Here is a 13892-nt window from a genome sequence, read left to right on the forward strand (position 1 = left end):
CGACTGCGCGCACCGGCCCCGCGCCGACTCGAGGTGGCGGGCCGGGGCGTCGCGGAGGCCGGCCGCCGCGGGCCCGGACGTGACGACGGCCGGTGTCGCTCGGGTGAGCGGCACCGGCCTTCGGCGTACCCGTCAGTGGGCCGGCCACCTCGCCACGAGGTCGTTGAACGTGAGGCCGAGCCATGTGCCGATCGCGGTGACGGCGCCGACGATGGCGGCGGCGACAAAAGTGACCAACAGTGCGTACTCCACGGCGGTGGCGCCTCGGCCGGCGCACCCCGCCCTGGCCCTGAGGCCGCTGACGAGCGCGAGCGCCATCAGTTGGAGCCTCTCGGTCATCGGTCCGGCCTCCCTTCGCATCGGCGGACCCTGGGCCGGGTCCTCGTTGGCTTGGTCGAGACGGGACCAGGCCGGCACCGATGGGCGCCGACCCGGTCCGTATCGGTTCCTCGCTGGATCAGCTGGGGGCGGTGCCACCGAGCTTGGTCAGGACGCTCGTGAACAGGGTGTTGAGCTGTCCACCGAGCAGTCCGACGGTGACCATGATGGCGGCAGCGATGAGGGCGATCATCAGGCCGTACTCCACGGCGGTGGCGCCGCGCTCGCCACGCTCCGCCCGGGTCTTGAGGTCGCCGACGAACATGATGGCCATGAACTGGAGCTTCTCGAGCATCGGATTGTCCCTTTCGAATGCGAGGCGGTCGCGTCCCCCGCGGCCGCCCCTCGAGCCCCCCACTGGGACCCTTCTGGTCCCATCCTTCGCCCGCCGCGCGGGCGGGGAGTCCACCCCGGGTCTCGATCGGCGTAGCCCGTTCGGACTAGGTCGCGCTGGTCCGCCCGGGGTGTCCGCCATGGGCCCGCGCCGAGGTTCGGACGCCGCCCAGCCGGCACGCCGAAATGCACCCAGCCGCGTGCCCGTCGGCACGCGGCTGCGTCCGTTGATCCGTCTGTCGGTGGGGCCGTCGGAGAGACCGCTCAGCCGCCCGCGGCGTGGTCGAGCAGCAGCCCCAGCCGGACGGCGGCGGCCAGCGCCTGGGTCCGGTTGGCGACCCCGAGCTTGCGGTAGACGCGGTTGAGGTGGGTCTTGACCGTCGACTCGCCCAGGTGGGCGCGGCGGGCGATGTCGGCGGTCCCGAGCCCGTCCGCGACCAGCCTGAGGATCTCCCGCTCGCGGGCGGTGAGGCGGGTCGAGGCGACGGCCTCGCGCCGCAGGACGCTCCGGGTCAGCCCCGGCGAGAGGAAGGCCCGCGGCGCCGTCGCGCTGTGCCGGGCGGTGCTCACCACCTCCGCGCCCCGGCTCTCCTTGCCGAGGAACGCCGACGCGCCCGCCTCCATGGCGGCGAAGACCTGCGCGTCGCCGGTGTGCATGGTGAGGACCACGATCCCGACCCGCTCCGACTCCGCCCGGACGCTGCGCACGACGTCGAGCCCGCTGCCGTCGGGGAGCTGGAGGTCCGTGACCACGACGTCGGGCCGCAGCGCCCGCCACGCGGCGAGCGCCTCCGCGACCGAGCCCGCGTGGCCGACCACCTCCATGTCGCCCTCGCGCTCGACCGCCCGGGCGAGGCCCTGGCGGATCAGCTCGTGGTCATCGGCGAGCAAGACGCGGGTCGTCATGGGGGTCGTCCTCTCGGTGGGGCGCGTTGCTCGAGCGCAGCCGGACCACGGTCCCGCCGCCGGGGCGCGGGCCGACGGAGAGGTCGGCGCCGATCCGATCCGCGCGCTCGCGCATGGTGTGCAGGCCGTAGTGGCCGGGACGGGGCAGCGGCGCGCCCGCCCCGTCGTCCTCCACCGCCAGCCTGAAACCGGCGTCGTCGGCGCGGAACCGCACCCACAGGTTGGCCGCGCCCGCGTGCCGGGCGGCGTTGGCGATCGCCTCCTGGGCGACCCGGATGACCTCGCCCTCGACCCGGGCCGGCAGCCGCCGGCGTTCGTCGAGGAGCGGGTGGACGCGCAGGTCGCTGCGCCGGCCGAGCTGGCGGACGTACTCGGAGATCGCCTCGGCGGCGCCGGCCGCGTGCAGCCCCTGGCGCAGGTCGAAGACGGAGAAGCGGAGCTCGCCGACCACCCGCGACACCTCGGCGCGCAGCTCCTCGGCCGCCCCGGCCACGGCCGGGTCGCTGGCCAGGTCGATCAGGTCCTCGGCCAGGTAGCCGAGCGCCACCACGCGCTGGGCGACCCCGTCGTGGATCTCCCGGGCCAGGCGGCGCCGCTCGGCGTCGGTGGCCGAGGCGCGGACCCCGTCCACCAGGAGGGCGGTGTCGAGGCGGATCGCGTGCTCGTCGACCTGGGCCTGGAGGAGCGGGAGCGGCGGCTCGCGGCGCGGGTCCCGGGAGCTGGCCACCACCGCCCCGAAGACGTGGTCGCCGACCCGCAGCGGGACGGCCGCGAGGCCTGCGCTTCTCCGCGCGCTCCCGCCGCCGAGGCACCGCCCGGCGAGCTCCTCGTGCTCGGGGGGCGCGCCGCGCCCGCTGAGCAGCTCGATCTCCTGGGTGGCGAGCCGCACCCAGACGGTGCAGCCCTCCGCGTCGGTCAGGCGCTCCACCCGCCGGCGCAGCGCGTCGGCCAGCGACGTGGGGTCGAGGTTCATCGCGTGGCGCTGCACCAGGGAGTGGAGCTGGCCGAGCAGCCGGTGGGCCGCGGCGTACGACTCCTGGGCGGCCTCCGCACGCCGGGCGGAACGGCTCTGGCCGGCCCCGAGCAGGCCGCCGCCGAGGCCGAGCACCAGCCAGCCCCAGGCGTCCGCGGTCGGCGGTGCGACCGCCGGCAACGGGCCCGCGGCTGCCACGACGGCGCCCGTGGCGGCGACCGTGAGGAGGGCCGCCCGGAGCCCGTGCCGGAGGCCGGCCACCACGGCAGGCCCGGCCAAGCAGACCAGGAGCGGCGTGGCACCGGCACCGGGGGCGAGCACCAGCGCGCCGGCCAGCGCACCCTCGGCGTATGTGATCGCCGGCGCGGCGCGCAACCGCGGGTCGAGCTCCGCCACGCAGCAGGCGGCGGCGAGGGCGACGAGCAGGGCCAGCCGTGGCCCGTCGAGGGCGAGCTGGCTCGTGCTCAGCACCTGGCCGGTGGCGAACGCCAGGACGAAGGCCCGGACGGCCGTGGTGACCCGCCAGGTGAGGACCGCGGCGCCCTCGACGGTCCCCTCGATTCGGCTGTCGTCCGAGGCGAGAAGACGCCTCATCCTCCGAGACCTCCGAAGCCCTTGATGACCTGGATCGCCGCGGGTCCGCCGATGATGAGGAAGAGGCAGGGGAGGATGAAGAGCACCAGCGGGACGACGATCTTCACGGGGACCTTCATCGCCTTCTCCTCGGCCCGCTGCCGGCGCTTGGTCCGCATCTCCCTGCTCTGCACCCGCAGCACCCGGCCGATCGGCACGCCGAGCTGGTCGGCCTGGACGATGGCGAGGCTGAACGAGCGGAGGTCGGCGAGGGTGGTGCGCTCCGCCATCGCCCGCATAGCCTCCGTGCGCCCGACGCCGATCTGCATCTCCTGGAGCAGCCGGGCGAACTCCTGGGCGAGGGGGCCGGTGGTGTGCCGGACCACCCGGTCCAGCGCGGCGTCGAAGGCCAGGCCCGCCTCGACCGAGACGGTCATCAGGTCGAGCGCGTCCGGCAGCGCGCGCTGCATCCGCTGCTCCCGCTTGGTCCCGGCGTTGTAGAGGAGGATGTTCGGGAGCACGAAGCCGAAGGCGCCGGCGGCGGCCACCAGCACCATTGTCTGGAGTGCCGGCAGGCCGGTTGCTGCCGCCCAGACCAGGCCCAGGATGGTCAGCACGACGGCGGCGAGCGCCTTCGTGCCGATGATCCGGGTGACGTCCCAGCCGGGCGGGTTGCCCGCCACGTCCAGCTGGTGCTGGAGCCGCTCCGCGGCGTCGGCGCGGACCAGGCGGCGGCCCAACCCGACGACCTGGCCGCCGAGCGGGGCGATCACCCGCTCCGCGAACGGCCGCTCCACCTCCGCCTTCAACTCGGCGGGGGCCGCGTCGATGGCCCGGACGGCGGCCAGGGAGCGGCCCACGGCGGCCCGTTCGGCGGCGATCCCGCCGACCAGCACCAGGACCAGCGTCGTCCCGGCGAGGATCAGGCCCCCGCCAAGGAGGAGCATCAGGGCTGGGGACATCTCATACCTCCACCTTCACCATGCGCGACATCACGAAGGCCCCTACCGCCAGCAGGACGGCGGCGCCGCCGAGGAAGGCCAGCCCGAGCGCCTCCGTGTAGAGCGGGCGGGCGAAGTCGCGGTTGGCGACCAGCATGTAGCAGAGCATCGCCACCGGCAGCGCCCCGAGGATCCAGGCCGAGAGGCGCCCCTCGGCGCTCAGGGTCTGCACCTGGCGGCGCAGGTACTCGCGCTCGCGGAGGGTCTCCGCGACCGTGGTGAGGATCTCGGCCAGGTTGCCGCCCACCTCGCGCTGGATGCGGACGGCCATCACGAGCCACGCGAAGTCCTCGCTGCCCATCCGGTCGGCGACCCCGTCGAGCGCGTCCTCGATGCCGACCCCGAGGCGGTGCTCGGCCAGGGCCCGGCGCAGTTCGCCGGCCATGGGCTCCTGGCCCTCGCGGACCACCGTGTCGACCGCCTGCGCCAGCGAGAGCCCGGCGCTGAGGCCGCCGGACATCAGCGTGAGGGTCTCGGGGAGCTGGGCGGCGAAGGCGCGCAGCCGTCGGGAGTGCCGGAACCGGAGGTAGGCCTCGGGGCCGGCGGCGCCCCCGGCCAGGGCGAGCACCGCCAGCGCCGCGCCGCCGATCGCGAAGCCGACGGTGGCGGCCGCCACCGCGGTGCCGGCGTTGAGCAGGACCCACTCGGCGGGGGTGAACGAGACGGCGGCGCCGGTGAGGCGCTGCGCGAGCCTGGCCCCGAAGTCGCCCCGGACCACCCGCTCGGCCGCGCCGACCGCGGAGGCCCGCAGGCCGTCCGCGGTCGCTCCGCCCGGGCCGCTCGGGGTGGCCGGGCCCTCGCCGAGCAGGGCGGCGATCCGGCGCTGCGCGTCCGTGGGGCCGCCGCGGCCCGCGAGCACGACCGCCAGGATGCCGGCCAGCCCCAGCCCGAGCGCCCCGGCGCCGAGCAGCAGCGCGTCCGGGCCGACCAGCGGCCGGGTGGGGGAGGAGCCACGCGTCGCGCCGCCCGATGCTTGCTCGCCCAGGGGGACGAACGCCGCGTCGCTGGCGGGTTCCGCGCCGAGCGTCAGGGCGACCTCGACCCGCGCCTCGGCGCCGGCGCCGTCGGGCCGGGGGAAAGTCACCAGCACCTGGTGCGCGAGGGCGTCCGCCTGGGCGGTGAAGAGCGCCTCGAGCTCGCCGGGGGCCGACGCCGGGACGACGTCGCCCCCGCTGGCCGCGGCCACCGGGGCGAGCGCGGCCCGGTCGTGGGCGCCCCCGTCGAGCGCGACGACGTCGACGACCACGCCGGCGCCGGTGGCGGCGGCCACCGCGTCGTCGAGGGTGGCGCCGCCGCCCTGGTCGCGGCCGTCGGAGAGCAGGAGCACGGAGCGGGCGCCGTCGTCGCCGGCGAGGGCGACGGCGGAGGCGACCGCGTCGTAGACGTGCGTGCCGCGGGTCAGCTCGATGGCCCCGATCGCCTCGGCGAGGGCCCCGTGGTCGGTGGTCGGGGCGACCACCTGCTGCGGGCGGTCGGCGAAGGTGACCAGGCCGATCCGCACGTCGGCCGGCGCCGCGTCGAGGAACGCGAGCGCCGCGGCCTCGGCGGCGGCGAGGCGGGCGCCCCGCATGCTGTCGCTCGCGTCGATGGCCAGCACGGTGGTGCGGCCGACGTCCCCGGCGGCGATCGTCTCGGCGGAGGCGTCCACCGCCTCGCCGTCGACGGTCACCTCGACGGTCGCGAGGTCGGACGCCGCGGCGCCGCCGGCGGCGTCGATCCCGACGACCGCCGAGACCGTGCCGTCGGGCGCCACCTCGACGTGGTCGATGTCGAGGCCGCCGTCGGCCGCCGTCGCCGGGCCGGCCAGGGCGAGCGCGGCGGCCGCGCCGACCGCCGCGCCGACCGGGACCAGCCTCGCGCGGCGGGCCGAGCGCCCGGTCACTGCCCGGCCCCCAGCGCGAAGAGGAGCGGATCGACGTGCACGTTGTGGTCGGCCAGGCGGTCGATGAACCGCGGCCGGAGCCCGGTCGGGCGGAGCGCGCCCCGCACCCGCCCCGCGTCGTCGAAGCCGGCACCGAAGTCGAAGCGGAAGATGTCCTGGAGCGTGATCACGTCGCCCTCCATGCCGACCACCTCGGTGATCGCCGTGATCCGCCGGCTGCCGTCCTTGAGCCGGCTCTGCTGGATGATCACGTCGATCGCGCTCGACGCCTGCTCGCGGATCGCCCGGACGGGCAGGTCGAAGCCGGCCATCATCACCATGGTCTCGACGCGGGCGAGCGCGTCGCGCGGGCTGTTGGCGTGCACGGTCGACAGCGAGCCGTCGTGGCCGGTGTTCATCGCCTGGAGCATGTCGAGGGCCGCGGCGTCGCGGATCTCGCCGACGACGACCCGGTCCGGGCGCATCCGCAGCGAGTTCCGCACCAGGTCGCGGACGGTGATCGCGCCCTTGCCCTCGATGTTGGCCGGGCGGGACTCGAGCCGGGCCACGTGGGTCTGGTGCAGCCGCAGCTCCGCGGCGTCCTCGATCGTCACGATCCGCTCGTCGCTCGGGATGAAGCCCGAGAGCACGTTGAGGGTGGTGGTCTTGCCGGCGCCGGTGCCGCCCGAGACGAGGACGTTGAGCCGCCCCCGCACGCAGGCCTCGAGCAGGCGGGCGGCCGGTGCGGTGAGCGTCCCGAACGCGACGAGGTCGTCGGCGGTGAACGGGTCGACGGCGAACTTCCGGATGGTCAGCTTCGACCCGTCCAGCGCGAGCGGCGGGATCACGGCGTTCACCCGGCTGCCGTCGGCGAGGCGGGCGTCCACCATCGGGCTGGTCTCGTCGACGCGGCGGCCCACCCTGCCGACGATCTTGTCGATCGTCCGCCGCAGGTGCGCCTCGTCGGCGAACGACGCGTCGACCGCGACCAGCCGGCCCTCCCGCTCGACGTAGATCTCGTGGGCGCCGTTGACGATGATCTCCGTGAGGTCGGGGTCGCGCAGGAGCGGCTCGAGGGGCCCGTAGCCGAGGATGTCGTCCGCGATCTCCTGGGTGATCCGGCGGCGGTCCGAGCCCGACATCGGCCGGTCCGTCGCGGCCACCGCGCTCTGGAGCGCGGCGTGGACCTGTGTCTCCAGCTCGCTCTGCGTCATGTCGATGTCGTAGAGCTTCGGGCCGAGGGTGCTGACCAGGTTCGCGTGGACGATCCGCTTGAGGTCGGCGAACGGGTCGCGGACCCCGACGACGGGCCGCGCCGCGGCCGTGGGGACGGCGGGGCTCGGCTCCGCGGGCGACGCGGTCGCGTTGCGGCCGTCCTGCGCGGCGAAGATGCGGTCGGAGATGGACATGTCAGCTCACCTTCCTGGTGCGGCGAGACCGTCGACCCGCGGGCGCGGGCCCGCTCGCTGCCTCCGGTGCGGGGACGGGTGCCAGCGAAGCAGCGAAGGCCGTGAGGGCCTTGCCGACCTGGTGGCCCCGCTTGGCGCGGACGACGGCCTCGCCGCGGTTGACGGCGGCCAGGACGTCGCGGCTGCTCGGGAGGCTGGCGGAGACCTTCAGGCCGAGCGTGTCCTCGAACTCCGACGCCGCGAGGCCGACCTTCGGCTCGGCCCGGTTCAGCAGCAGCCGCCAGCGCTCGCGGGGGACGTTGAGGAGGTCGAGCGTCCCCGCCGTCAGCTTCAGGCTCTTCAGGGCCGGGACGTCGGGGGTGCCGACGAGCACCACGGTGTCGCTGCGGTCCAGCGCCTGCACGCTGAGGTCGTCGAAGGCCGCGGCGGTGTCCACCACCACGACGTCGAACATCGTCCGGAGCGTCTCCAGCACGGCGCCGACCCGGTCCGGCGGCAGCGGCGCGCTGAGCTTGACGGGGGCGGCGAGCACCGAGAGCCCCTCCGAGTGGCCGGTGAGCAGGGACGCCACCGCGCTCGCGTCCAGCTCGCCGCGGAGGTCGGCCAGGTCCGCGAGGGTGTGCGCCGGGGTCAGCTGGAGCATGATCGCGACGTCGCCGCAGGCGACGTCGAGGTCCAGGACGCACGTCCGGTGGCCCTGGCCCGCCAGCGCGGCGGCGAGGTTGGTCGCCACCATGCTCTTGCCGACCCCGCCCTTGGTCGAGAAGACGGTCAGCACGCGGCCGTCCCGGGTCGCCGGGGCCTGGGCGCCGGAGCCGCTCCGGGTCATCGCCTCCGCGAGGGCCCGGGCATCCTCGACCGCCCGGGCGAGGCCCTCGGCGTCGCCCGTCGCGACGACGTCGCGCATGCCGGAGCGCAGCGCCTCGGCCAGGACGCCGCTGTCGACGGCCGGCCGCACCAGGACGACGCCCAGGGTGGGCCGGGCGATCCGGTGGCTCGCGGCGATCCGCGCCGCGGTCGCGTCGTCGACCGACGGCCCGAGCACCACGGCGAACTCGTCCGGGTGCTGGCGCAGGTGGTCGTCGATGCCCTCCACCGAGCGCAGCACCGTGGCCGCCGGACCCAGGGCCGCGCGGAAGCGGTCCGCCAGGCCCGGGTCGCGCTCCACCACGGCGGTCATCGCAGGACTCCCGGGAACGCAGCCGGCATCACGTCCGCGGCGGTGACGCCGGGGCCGTCCGCCACCTTGGACTTCTCGTTGCGCAGCGCGAAGGAGACGTCACCGTTGCGGGCGGCGTAGATCAGCCGCTGCGCCTCGCTCTGGTTGACCGCGACGGTGAGGATCGTCCGCGGCACCTGCTCGGTGGTCTCCCCGTCCTCGTCCTTCGTGGTGCGCGCCGCCACCGACGTGGTGCCGACGCCGATCACCTGGACGTCGGGCAGCAGCAGCCCGGTGAACGGCGACAGCTTCTGGGTGGTGCCGTCGGGCTTGTACAGCTCGGGGTCGGCGGAGACGAAGATCGCCACGTGGGAGCCCGGCGTCACGAAGCCGGCGACCCGCGCGGGATCGGTGAGCTCGACGCTCACCGCCAGCTTGTTGTCGGGGATGGTGAGCGTCTCCTCGCCCCCGGCCTCCCCGAACTGCTGGGCGATGATCTGCTGCCCGGGGTAGATCGTGCCGAGCGCGACCTGGCCCCGGATGGAGCTGGTCGTGGCGAGCGCACCCTCGGCGAGGGCCTCGCGGACGACCTCCTGCTTGTCGAGCTTGCCGGCCCCCTGCGCGTCCGCGACGGACTCGCCGGGCTTGATGACGTCGCTGGCGACGAGCACCTCCACCATCTCCTGGCCCTCCCGGGCCCGGGCGTCGATGCCTTGCACGTAGAGGACGACCAGGGTCGTGCCCAGCGCCGCGATCAGGAAGGCGACGCCTAGGAGGATGCTTCGTCGTGCCATGGGTGTGTCCTTCTCCTGTGGTGGTGCTCGGTGGTTCGTGTGGTGGTGGTCGGTGGTGGGTGTCCGGTCGTCACTCGACGAGGACGAGGGCCTTGGGGCCGGTGCCGGTGTACTCGCCCTCGCCGCCGCGGGCGGGGGCGAACTCGGGGAGGGCGTTCTCGCTGAAGAGCACGACCCTCACCTCCTCCACCCCGCTGGGCCGGCCGTCGATCCCGTTAAGGGCGCTCACGGTGCCGGGCGAGGTCCGGGTCGCGGCGAGGTCCTGGTCGGTGATGAAGCCCGGAACGAAGCGGATGATCGGCCAGGACTTCGTGCCGTTCGACGCGTCGGAGGCCAGGACGGGGAGCCAGAGGAACCGCGGGGAGGCAAAGATGTCGGCGGAGAGGGCCTGGGTGCCGACCGAGTTGCCCGCCACCAGGTCGCCGATGTGTGCGCCGTTGGTGATGAAGCAGGTCAGCAGGTCGTCGTTGAGGTGCTTGCCGTTGACGTCGCCGGGTGTACGACCGTCGTCCTGGTTGCGGCTGCAGTTGCTGGTCGAGTTGGCGTCCAAGCGCCCGGGAAGCCCGCCCGAGCCGGTGATGAGGCCGTCGTTGGTCGCCGCCCGATCCAACCCGGGCTTCGAGGCGACGCAGTTGGTGCCGTCGACGGGAATATGCACTGACTCGACGCTTCCGGGCTGGTGGTCGCACGTCCAACCGGCTATCGAGGGGGCGCTCGGGTGGGTCGCCAGGGACGGCTGGATGCCCTTGATCATGTTCCAGGCGAGCCAGCTGCCGCTGTTCGTGTCGTTGCGGGGGAGGTCGAGGGTGCCGAAGTTGCCTCGATTTCGATCGTCGCAGTAGAGCCGCTCGTCGCCGACCGTGAACGGCTGGGCGTCCGACGTATCCGAGTACTCGCCGGCCTTCATCACCCGGACGTACCAGACGCCTTCCGCGGCCAGCACCGCGGACGGCACGGTGACCGTGATCGGGCCCGAGTTGCTGGAGGACGGCGGGTTCACGGTGACCGGCTGGTGGTCCGTCGCGGCTGCGCCCGTGAACGTGACAGCGTCGACGTCCTTGAGTTGGCTGCCGGTCAGCGTGATCTGGGCCGAGGTGGTCCCGGCGGGGACGCTGGTCGGGCTGATCGTGAAGGTGGCATTGACGGTCGTCGCCGAGGTCGGGGTCAGCGGCGGCACCGTAGGGACCGTCGTCGCACCGCTCGAGTCCCGGATGGTCTGGGCGCCGCTGTCGCACCCATCGACCGCGAAGAACGGCAGCGTGGTGCCGGCCACGGCGGACCTGATCTGCGCGGCGGCGTACGCCTGCACGTCCAGGCCGTCCTCGGAGCTGATCACTCGTCCGAGCGTGTAGTCGACGTGCGCCTGGGGCGCCCAGAGACTCACCTTCCAGCCGGAGCACTCGATGTACCCGTCCTCCTTGGCCCCGTTGCCGAGGTCCACGGTGACCTGGCCCGGCACGCTGTTCTCGGACTTGTTCAGAAACTCCTCCGCGGTGCTGATCACCTCGGGGTTGCAGGGCCCGGGCGCGGTCAGCTCGGACGCCGCCGCCATCACCGCGAGGTCGACGTCGGTCTGGAGGAGAGATTTCTTCGCGTAGGCCTGTCCGAAGTCGACCGCCAGCGCACCGAAGCCGAACAGCACCACCGCCAGGAGCCCGAAGATGACGGCGGTTGCGCCGCGCTCGTCGCGACGGCGCGAGCGGGATCGCGCGGGAGCCATCTCAGCACCCCCCGGCCGGCAGGTTCTCGACCCGTGATGTGGCGCTCTTGTCCACGCCCGCGCTGAAGCCCGGGAAGAAGTGCAGGTTGATGGTCGTGAAGGAGACCCGCACCGTGATGTCGTCCCCGACCTCGAGCGGGCTGGCGCTCCGGGTGACGCCGATCGCGGGGGTGCTGTCGACCGGGGGGCCGGTGAGCCGGTCGTTGGCCGTGCCCTGGATGCCGGCGCTGTCGCACGGGTGCACCGCGGCGTACCGCGCCGCCTCTCGGGCCGCGTGGCCGCCGACCTGCCAGGCCCAGAACCACAGGCTGAACTGGATGATCCCGATCACCAGCATGACGAGGATAGGCGCGATCAGCCCGAACTCGAGCGCCGCGGCTCCGCGCTCGCGGCGGTTCCTCGCATGGGCGTGTGAGACCACTTCTACCCCCCGGTCTAGTCGAGCTGGTGCCCGGCAGGGCGAGAGTCAACGGCGATCCGGAGGGCTGACCTCAGCGAAGCCTCGGGCAGTTACTCAATCTGGAGTATGTGCGACACGTGTTGGTCGGGGCGGCCGCGACGGGCTCGGTGATCCTGCGCGGCGAACGCCCCGCGCCGGTCGGGGCGGGGCGTTCGGGGCACGTCGTCTGCGACACCGCATGTGCGCGTGTCAGCCGCCGGGGGCGAGGGTGCGCCGACTGTCGGACGCGAGCAGACCGAGCCCCACAGACTGACGGAACCCTCCCCGGTCGACGGATACAGACGTTCGGATGCCGATCGTGGTGGGCGACATCCCCTCACCAGAAGGCATCGCGGCCATCGACTACGCGGTCGGGCGGTCGGGGCGGTCGAGCGCGACGGCGGTCGCCGCGTGGTGGTCAACTCGGGCGTGCGTGGCAACGACTCCGACCCCTCGTTCACCTCCGCCGTGGGCTGGGACGAGTGCCCACTGGCTAGGGCGTCGAGCACGAGCTGCGGCAGCCGGCCGCCGCCCAGTCGCTCGCCGAGGAGACCCTGTCGACGGTCGACGAGGTGGTCGCCGACCTGATCGGACCCCGCAAGCGCCACCGCGACGCGGGGAACCGGGGCTCCGAGCGCGGCCGCTGCGCGCTCACAGGTCGCGCATCGTGCGCCGCGGCTCCTCGCGGTCCGCGCGCATCACGTTGAGGACGGCCAGCGCCAGGCCGCCCCAGATCACCAGCATCGCCACGATCATCATGATCACCGCGGTCGCGCTCATCGGTGCACCTCCTCGGGGATCTCCAGGCTCGTTCTCCTGCTCCAGGGCAGAGCCGAGATCACCGCCGCCACCAGGACCACCCCGATCGCCGCTCCCCAGCCGAACCAGTTGAGCAGCCAGTCGGGGTAGCCGCCGTACGGCTCGTCGAGCGCGTCGACCAGCTCCTGGACCAGGACGTAGGTGAGCACGATCGGGGCGAGCACGGCGACCAGCGCGGACCACCACGTGCCCAGCGGGAACGAGCCGAACTCGTTGAGGTGGGCCCGGATCGTGTGCAGGTCGCGGAACCACCAGGAGACCGCGACCATGCTGCAGACCGCGACCAGCAGGATGCCGAACCGGTTGATGAAGTGGTCGGCGGTGTCGAGGATCGGCACGCCGGTGGTGGTCGCGAAGAAGACCACGCTCACCGTGGCGGTCGGGATGCCGACGACGAGCGAGGCCGCCACCCGGGTCAGCGCCAGCTTGTCGCGCACCGCGGAGATCACCACCTCGATGACGCTGACCAGCGACGTCAGGCCCGCCAGCACCAGGCAGCCGAAGAAGAGCACGCCGATCAGGGCGCCGGCCGGGGCCTCGGAGATGATCGTGGGGAAAGCGACGAAGGCCAGGCCCAGCCCGTCGCTGGCGACCTCGTTCACCGCCACCCCGTTGGCCTGTGCCAGGAACCCGAGCGCGGCGAAGACGCCGATCCCGGCGAGCAGCTCGAAGGCGGAGTTGGAGAAGCCCACCACCAGGCCCGAACCGGTCATGTCGGTGCGCCGGCCGACGTAGGAGGCGTACGTGATCATGATCCCGAAGCCGACGGACAGGGAGAAGAAGATCTGGCCGAAGGCGGCTGCCCAGACCGCGGTGTCGCCGAGCGCGCCCCAGTCCGGCGTGAACAGCGCGTCCAGTCCCTCGGCGGCGCCGGGCAGGAAGAGCGCCCGCACCACCAGTGCTGCGAACGCCACCACCAGCACCGGGATGAAGACCACCGCCACGGCGCCGATGCCGCGCTGGACGCCGGCCACCATGATCACCAGCACCGCGATCCAGACCAGCAGCAGCGGCCACAGCACGCCGGGCACGAAGTCGAGGCCGACGCTCGGCTGCTCGGCGACCTGGAGGAAGTCGCCGAAGAAGAAGCCGTTGGGGTCCTCGCCCCAGGAGTGGTCGAAGCTGAAGAAGGTGTAGCGCACCGCCCAGGCGATGATCACCGCGTAGTACACCGCGATCACCGCGCAGATCCCCACCTGCCACCAGCCGAGCACCTCCCCGCCGCGGTGCATCCGGCGGAACGAGAGCGGGGCCGAGCCGCGGTAGCGGTGCCCGATGCCGTAGTCCATCAGCAGGAACGGCAGCCCTGCCGTCAGCAGGGCGACCAGGTAGGGGATGACGAACGCGCCGCCGCCATTCTCGTAGGCGACGTAGGGGAAGCGCCAGATGTTCCCCAGACCGACCGCCGACCCGATGGCGGCCAGGATGAACACCCGGCGCGACGCGAAGGACCCGCGCTCGTGCTGGTCCGACGTGGCTGGCTCCGTCATCGGCTCGCCTCCCTCGTCCGGCGTCGGCCGGTCCTCC

Annotated in this window: 13 protein-coding genes; all 13 read right to left on the bottom strand. The window is 73.8% G+C overall.

The features are described from left to right. Positions 1 to 132: 132 nt before the first annotated feature. The 13 genes from E8D34_RS18075 to E8D34_RS18135 all read right to left on the bottom strand — a co-directional run bounded on the left by E8D34_RS18075 (position 133) and on the right by E8D34_RS18135 (position 13855). A complete protein-coding gene (locus E8D34_RS18075) occupies positions 133 to 318 on the bottom strand; it encodes a Flp family type IVb pilin (protein WP_136596063.1) in 186 nt (61 codons plus the stop codon). Positions 319 to 457: 139 nt separating this feature from the next. Then, positions 458 to 673, bottom strand: coding sequence for a Flp family type IVb pilin (locus E8D34_RS20890; RefSeq protein WP_168929516.1), 216 nt, complete (start codon positions 671 to 673; stop codon positions 458 to 460). A 302-nt stretch (positions 674 to 975) separates the two neighbouring features. Further along, positions 976 to 1617: a response regulator transcription factor gene (locus tag E8D34_RS18085; protein ID WP_136596065.1), complete on the bottom strand. Its 642-nt coding sequence runs from the start codon at positions 1615 to 1617 to the stop codon at positions 976 to 978. Further along, entirely contained in the window at positions 1589 to 3184 is a 1596-nt protein-coding gene (locus tag E8D34_RS18090; RefSeq protein WP_136596066.1) for an ATP-binding protein, read from the bottom strand. The genes E8D34_RS18085 and E8D34_RS18090 overlap by 29 nt, the downstream gene beginning before the upstream one ends. After that, a complete protein-coding gene (locus tag E8D34_RS18095; RefSeq protein WP_136596067.1) occupies positions 3181 to 4125 on the bottom strand; it encodes a type II secretion system F family protein in 945 nt (314 codons plus the stop codon). Before E8D34_RS18095 ends, E8D34_RS18090 begins: the two co-directional genes overlap by 4 nt. 1 nt (position 4126) lies before the next feature. Then, positions 4127 to 6046, bottom strand: coding sequence for a type II secretion system F family protein (locus E8D34_RS18100; protein WP_136596068.1), 1920 nt, complete (start codon positions 6044 to 6046; stop codon positions 4127 to 4129). After that, positions 6043 to 7434, bottom strand: a complete 1392-nt coding sequence (locus E8D34_RS18105) for a CpaF family protein (protein ID WP_136596069.1) — start codon at positions 7432 to 7434, stop codon at positions 6043 to 6045. The genes E8D34_RS18100 and E8D34_RS18105 overlap by 4 nt, the downstream gene beginning before the upstream one ends. A 1-nt stretch (position 7435) precedes the next feature. Further along, complete coding sequence (locus tag E8D34_RS18110; protein WP_136596070.1) at positions 7436 to 8614, bottom strand: P-loop NTPase; 1179 nt, start codon at positions 8612 to 8614, stop codon at positions 7436 to 7438. Continuing rightward, positions 8611 to 9387, bottom strand: coding sequence for a Flp pilus assembly protein CpaB (gene cpaB / locus E8D34_RS18115; protein ID WP_136596071.1), 777 nt, complete (start codon positions 9385 to 9387; stop codon positions 8611 to 8613). The genes E8D34_RS18110 and cpaB overlap by 4 nt, the downstream gene beginning before the upstream one ends. 70 nt (positions 9388 to 9457) lie before the next feature. Next, entirely contained in the window at positions 9458 to 11107 is a 1650-nt protein-coding gene (locus E8D34_RS18120) for a TadE/TadG family type IV pilus assembly protein (protein ID WP_136596072.1), read from the bottom strand. A gap of 1 nt (position 11108) precedes the next feature. Next, positions 11109 to 11528 (bottom strand): TadE family protein, encoded by a 420-nt coding sequence (locus E8D34_RS18125; protein WP_136596073.1) that lies wholly within the window; start codon positions 11526 to 11528, stop codon positions 11109 to 11111. A 669-nt stretch (positions 11529 to 12197) separates the two neighbouring features. Continuing rightward, positions 12198 to 12326: a methionine/alanine import family NSS transporter small subunit gene (locus E8D34_RS18130; protein WP_136596074.1), complete on the bottom strand. Its 129-nt coding sequence runs from the start codon at positions 12324 to 12326 to the stop codon at positions 12198 to 12200. Beyond that, complete coding sequence (locus E8D34_RS18135; RefSeq protein ID WP_136596075.1) at positions 12323 to 13855, bottom strand: sodium-dependent transporter; 1533 nt, start codon at positions 13853 to 13855, stop codon at positions 12323 to 12325. Before E8D34_RS18135 ends, E8D34_RS18130 begins: the two co-directional genes overlap by 4 nt. Between the last annotated feature and the right edge of the window lie 37 nt (positions 13856 to 13892).

The sequence above is a fragment of the Nocardioides sp. GY 10113 genome, from assembly GCF_004919105.1.
Classification (GTDB): Bacteria; Actinomycetota; Actinomycetes; order Propionibacteriales; family Nocardioidaceae; genus Nocardioides.

Excerpts from the sequence above, each read along its gene's own strand:
- E8D34_RS18075 (WP_136596063.1), bottom strand. The coding sequence starts at position 318 with ATGGCGCTCGCGCTCGTCAGCGGCCTCAGGGCCAGGGCGGGGTGCGCC.
- E8D34_RS20890 (WP_168929516.1), bottom strand. The coding sequence starts at position 673 with ATGCTCGAGAAGCTCCAGTTCATGGCCATCATGTTCGTCGGCGACCTC.
- E8D34_RS18085 (WP_136596065.1), bottom strand. The coding sequence starts at position 1,617 with ATGACGACCCGCGTCTTGCTCGCCGATGACCACGAGCTGATCCGCCAG.
- E8D34_RS18090 (WP_136596066.1), bottom strand. The coding sequence starts at position 3,184 with ATGAGGCGTCTTCTCGCCTCGGACGACAGCCGAATCGAGGGGACCGTC.
- E8D34_RS18095 (WP_136596067.1), bottom strand. The coding sequence starts at position 4,125 with ATGTCCCCAGCCCTGATGCTCCTCCTTGGCGGGGGCCTGATCCTCGCC.
- E8D34_RS18105 (WP_136596069.1), bottom strand. The coding sequence starts at position 7,434 with ATGTCCATCTCCGACCGCATCTTCGCCGCGCAGGACGGCCGCAACGCG.
- E8D34_RS18110 (WP_136596070.1), bottom strand. The coding sequence starts at position 8,614 with ATGACCGCCGTGGTGGAGCGCGACCCGGGCCTGGCGGACCGCTTCCGC.
- cpaB (WP_136596071.1), bottom strand. The coding sequence starts at position 9,387 with ATGGCACGACGAAGCATCCTCCTAGGCGTCGCCTTCCTGATCGCGGCG.
- E8D34_RS18120 (WP_136596072.1), bottom strand. The coding sequence starts at position 11,107 with ATGGCTCCCGCGCGATCCCGCTCGCGCCGTCGCGACGAGCGCGGCGCA.
- E8D34_RS18130 (WP_136596074.1), bottom strand. The coding sequence starts at position 12,326 with ATGAGCGCGACCGCGGTGATCATGATGATCGTGGCGATGCTGGTGATC.
- E8D34_RS18135 (WP_136596075.1), bottom strand. The coding sequence starts at position 13,855 with ATGACGGAGCCAGCCACGTCGGACCAGCACGAGCGCGGGTCCTTCGCG.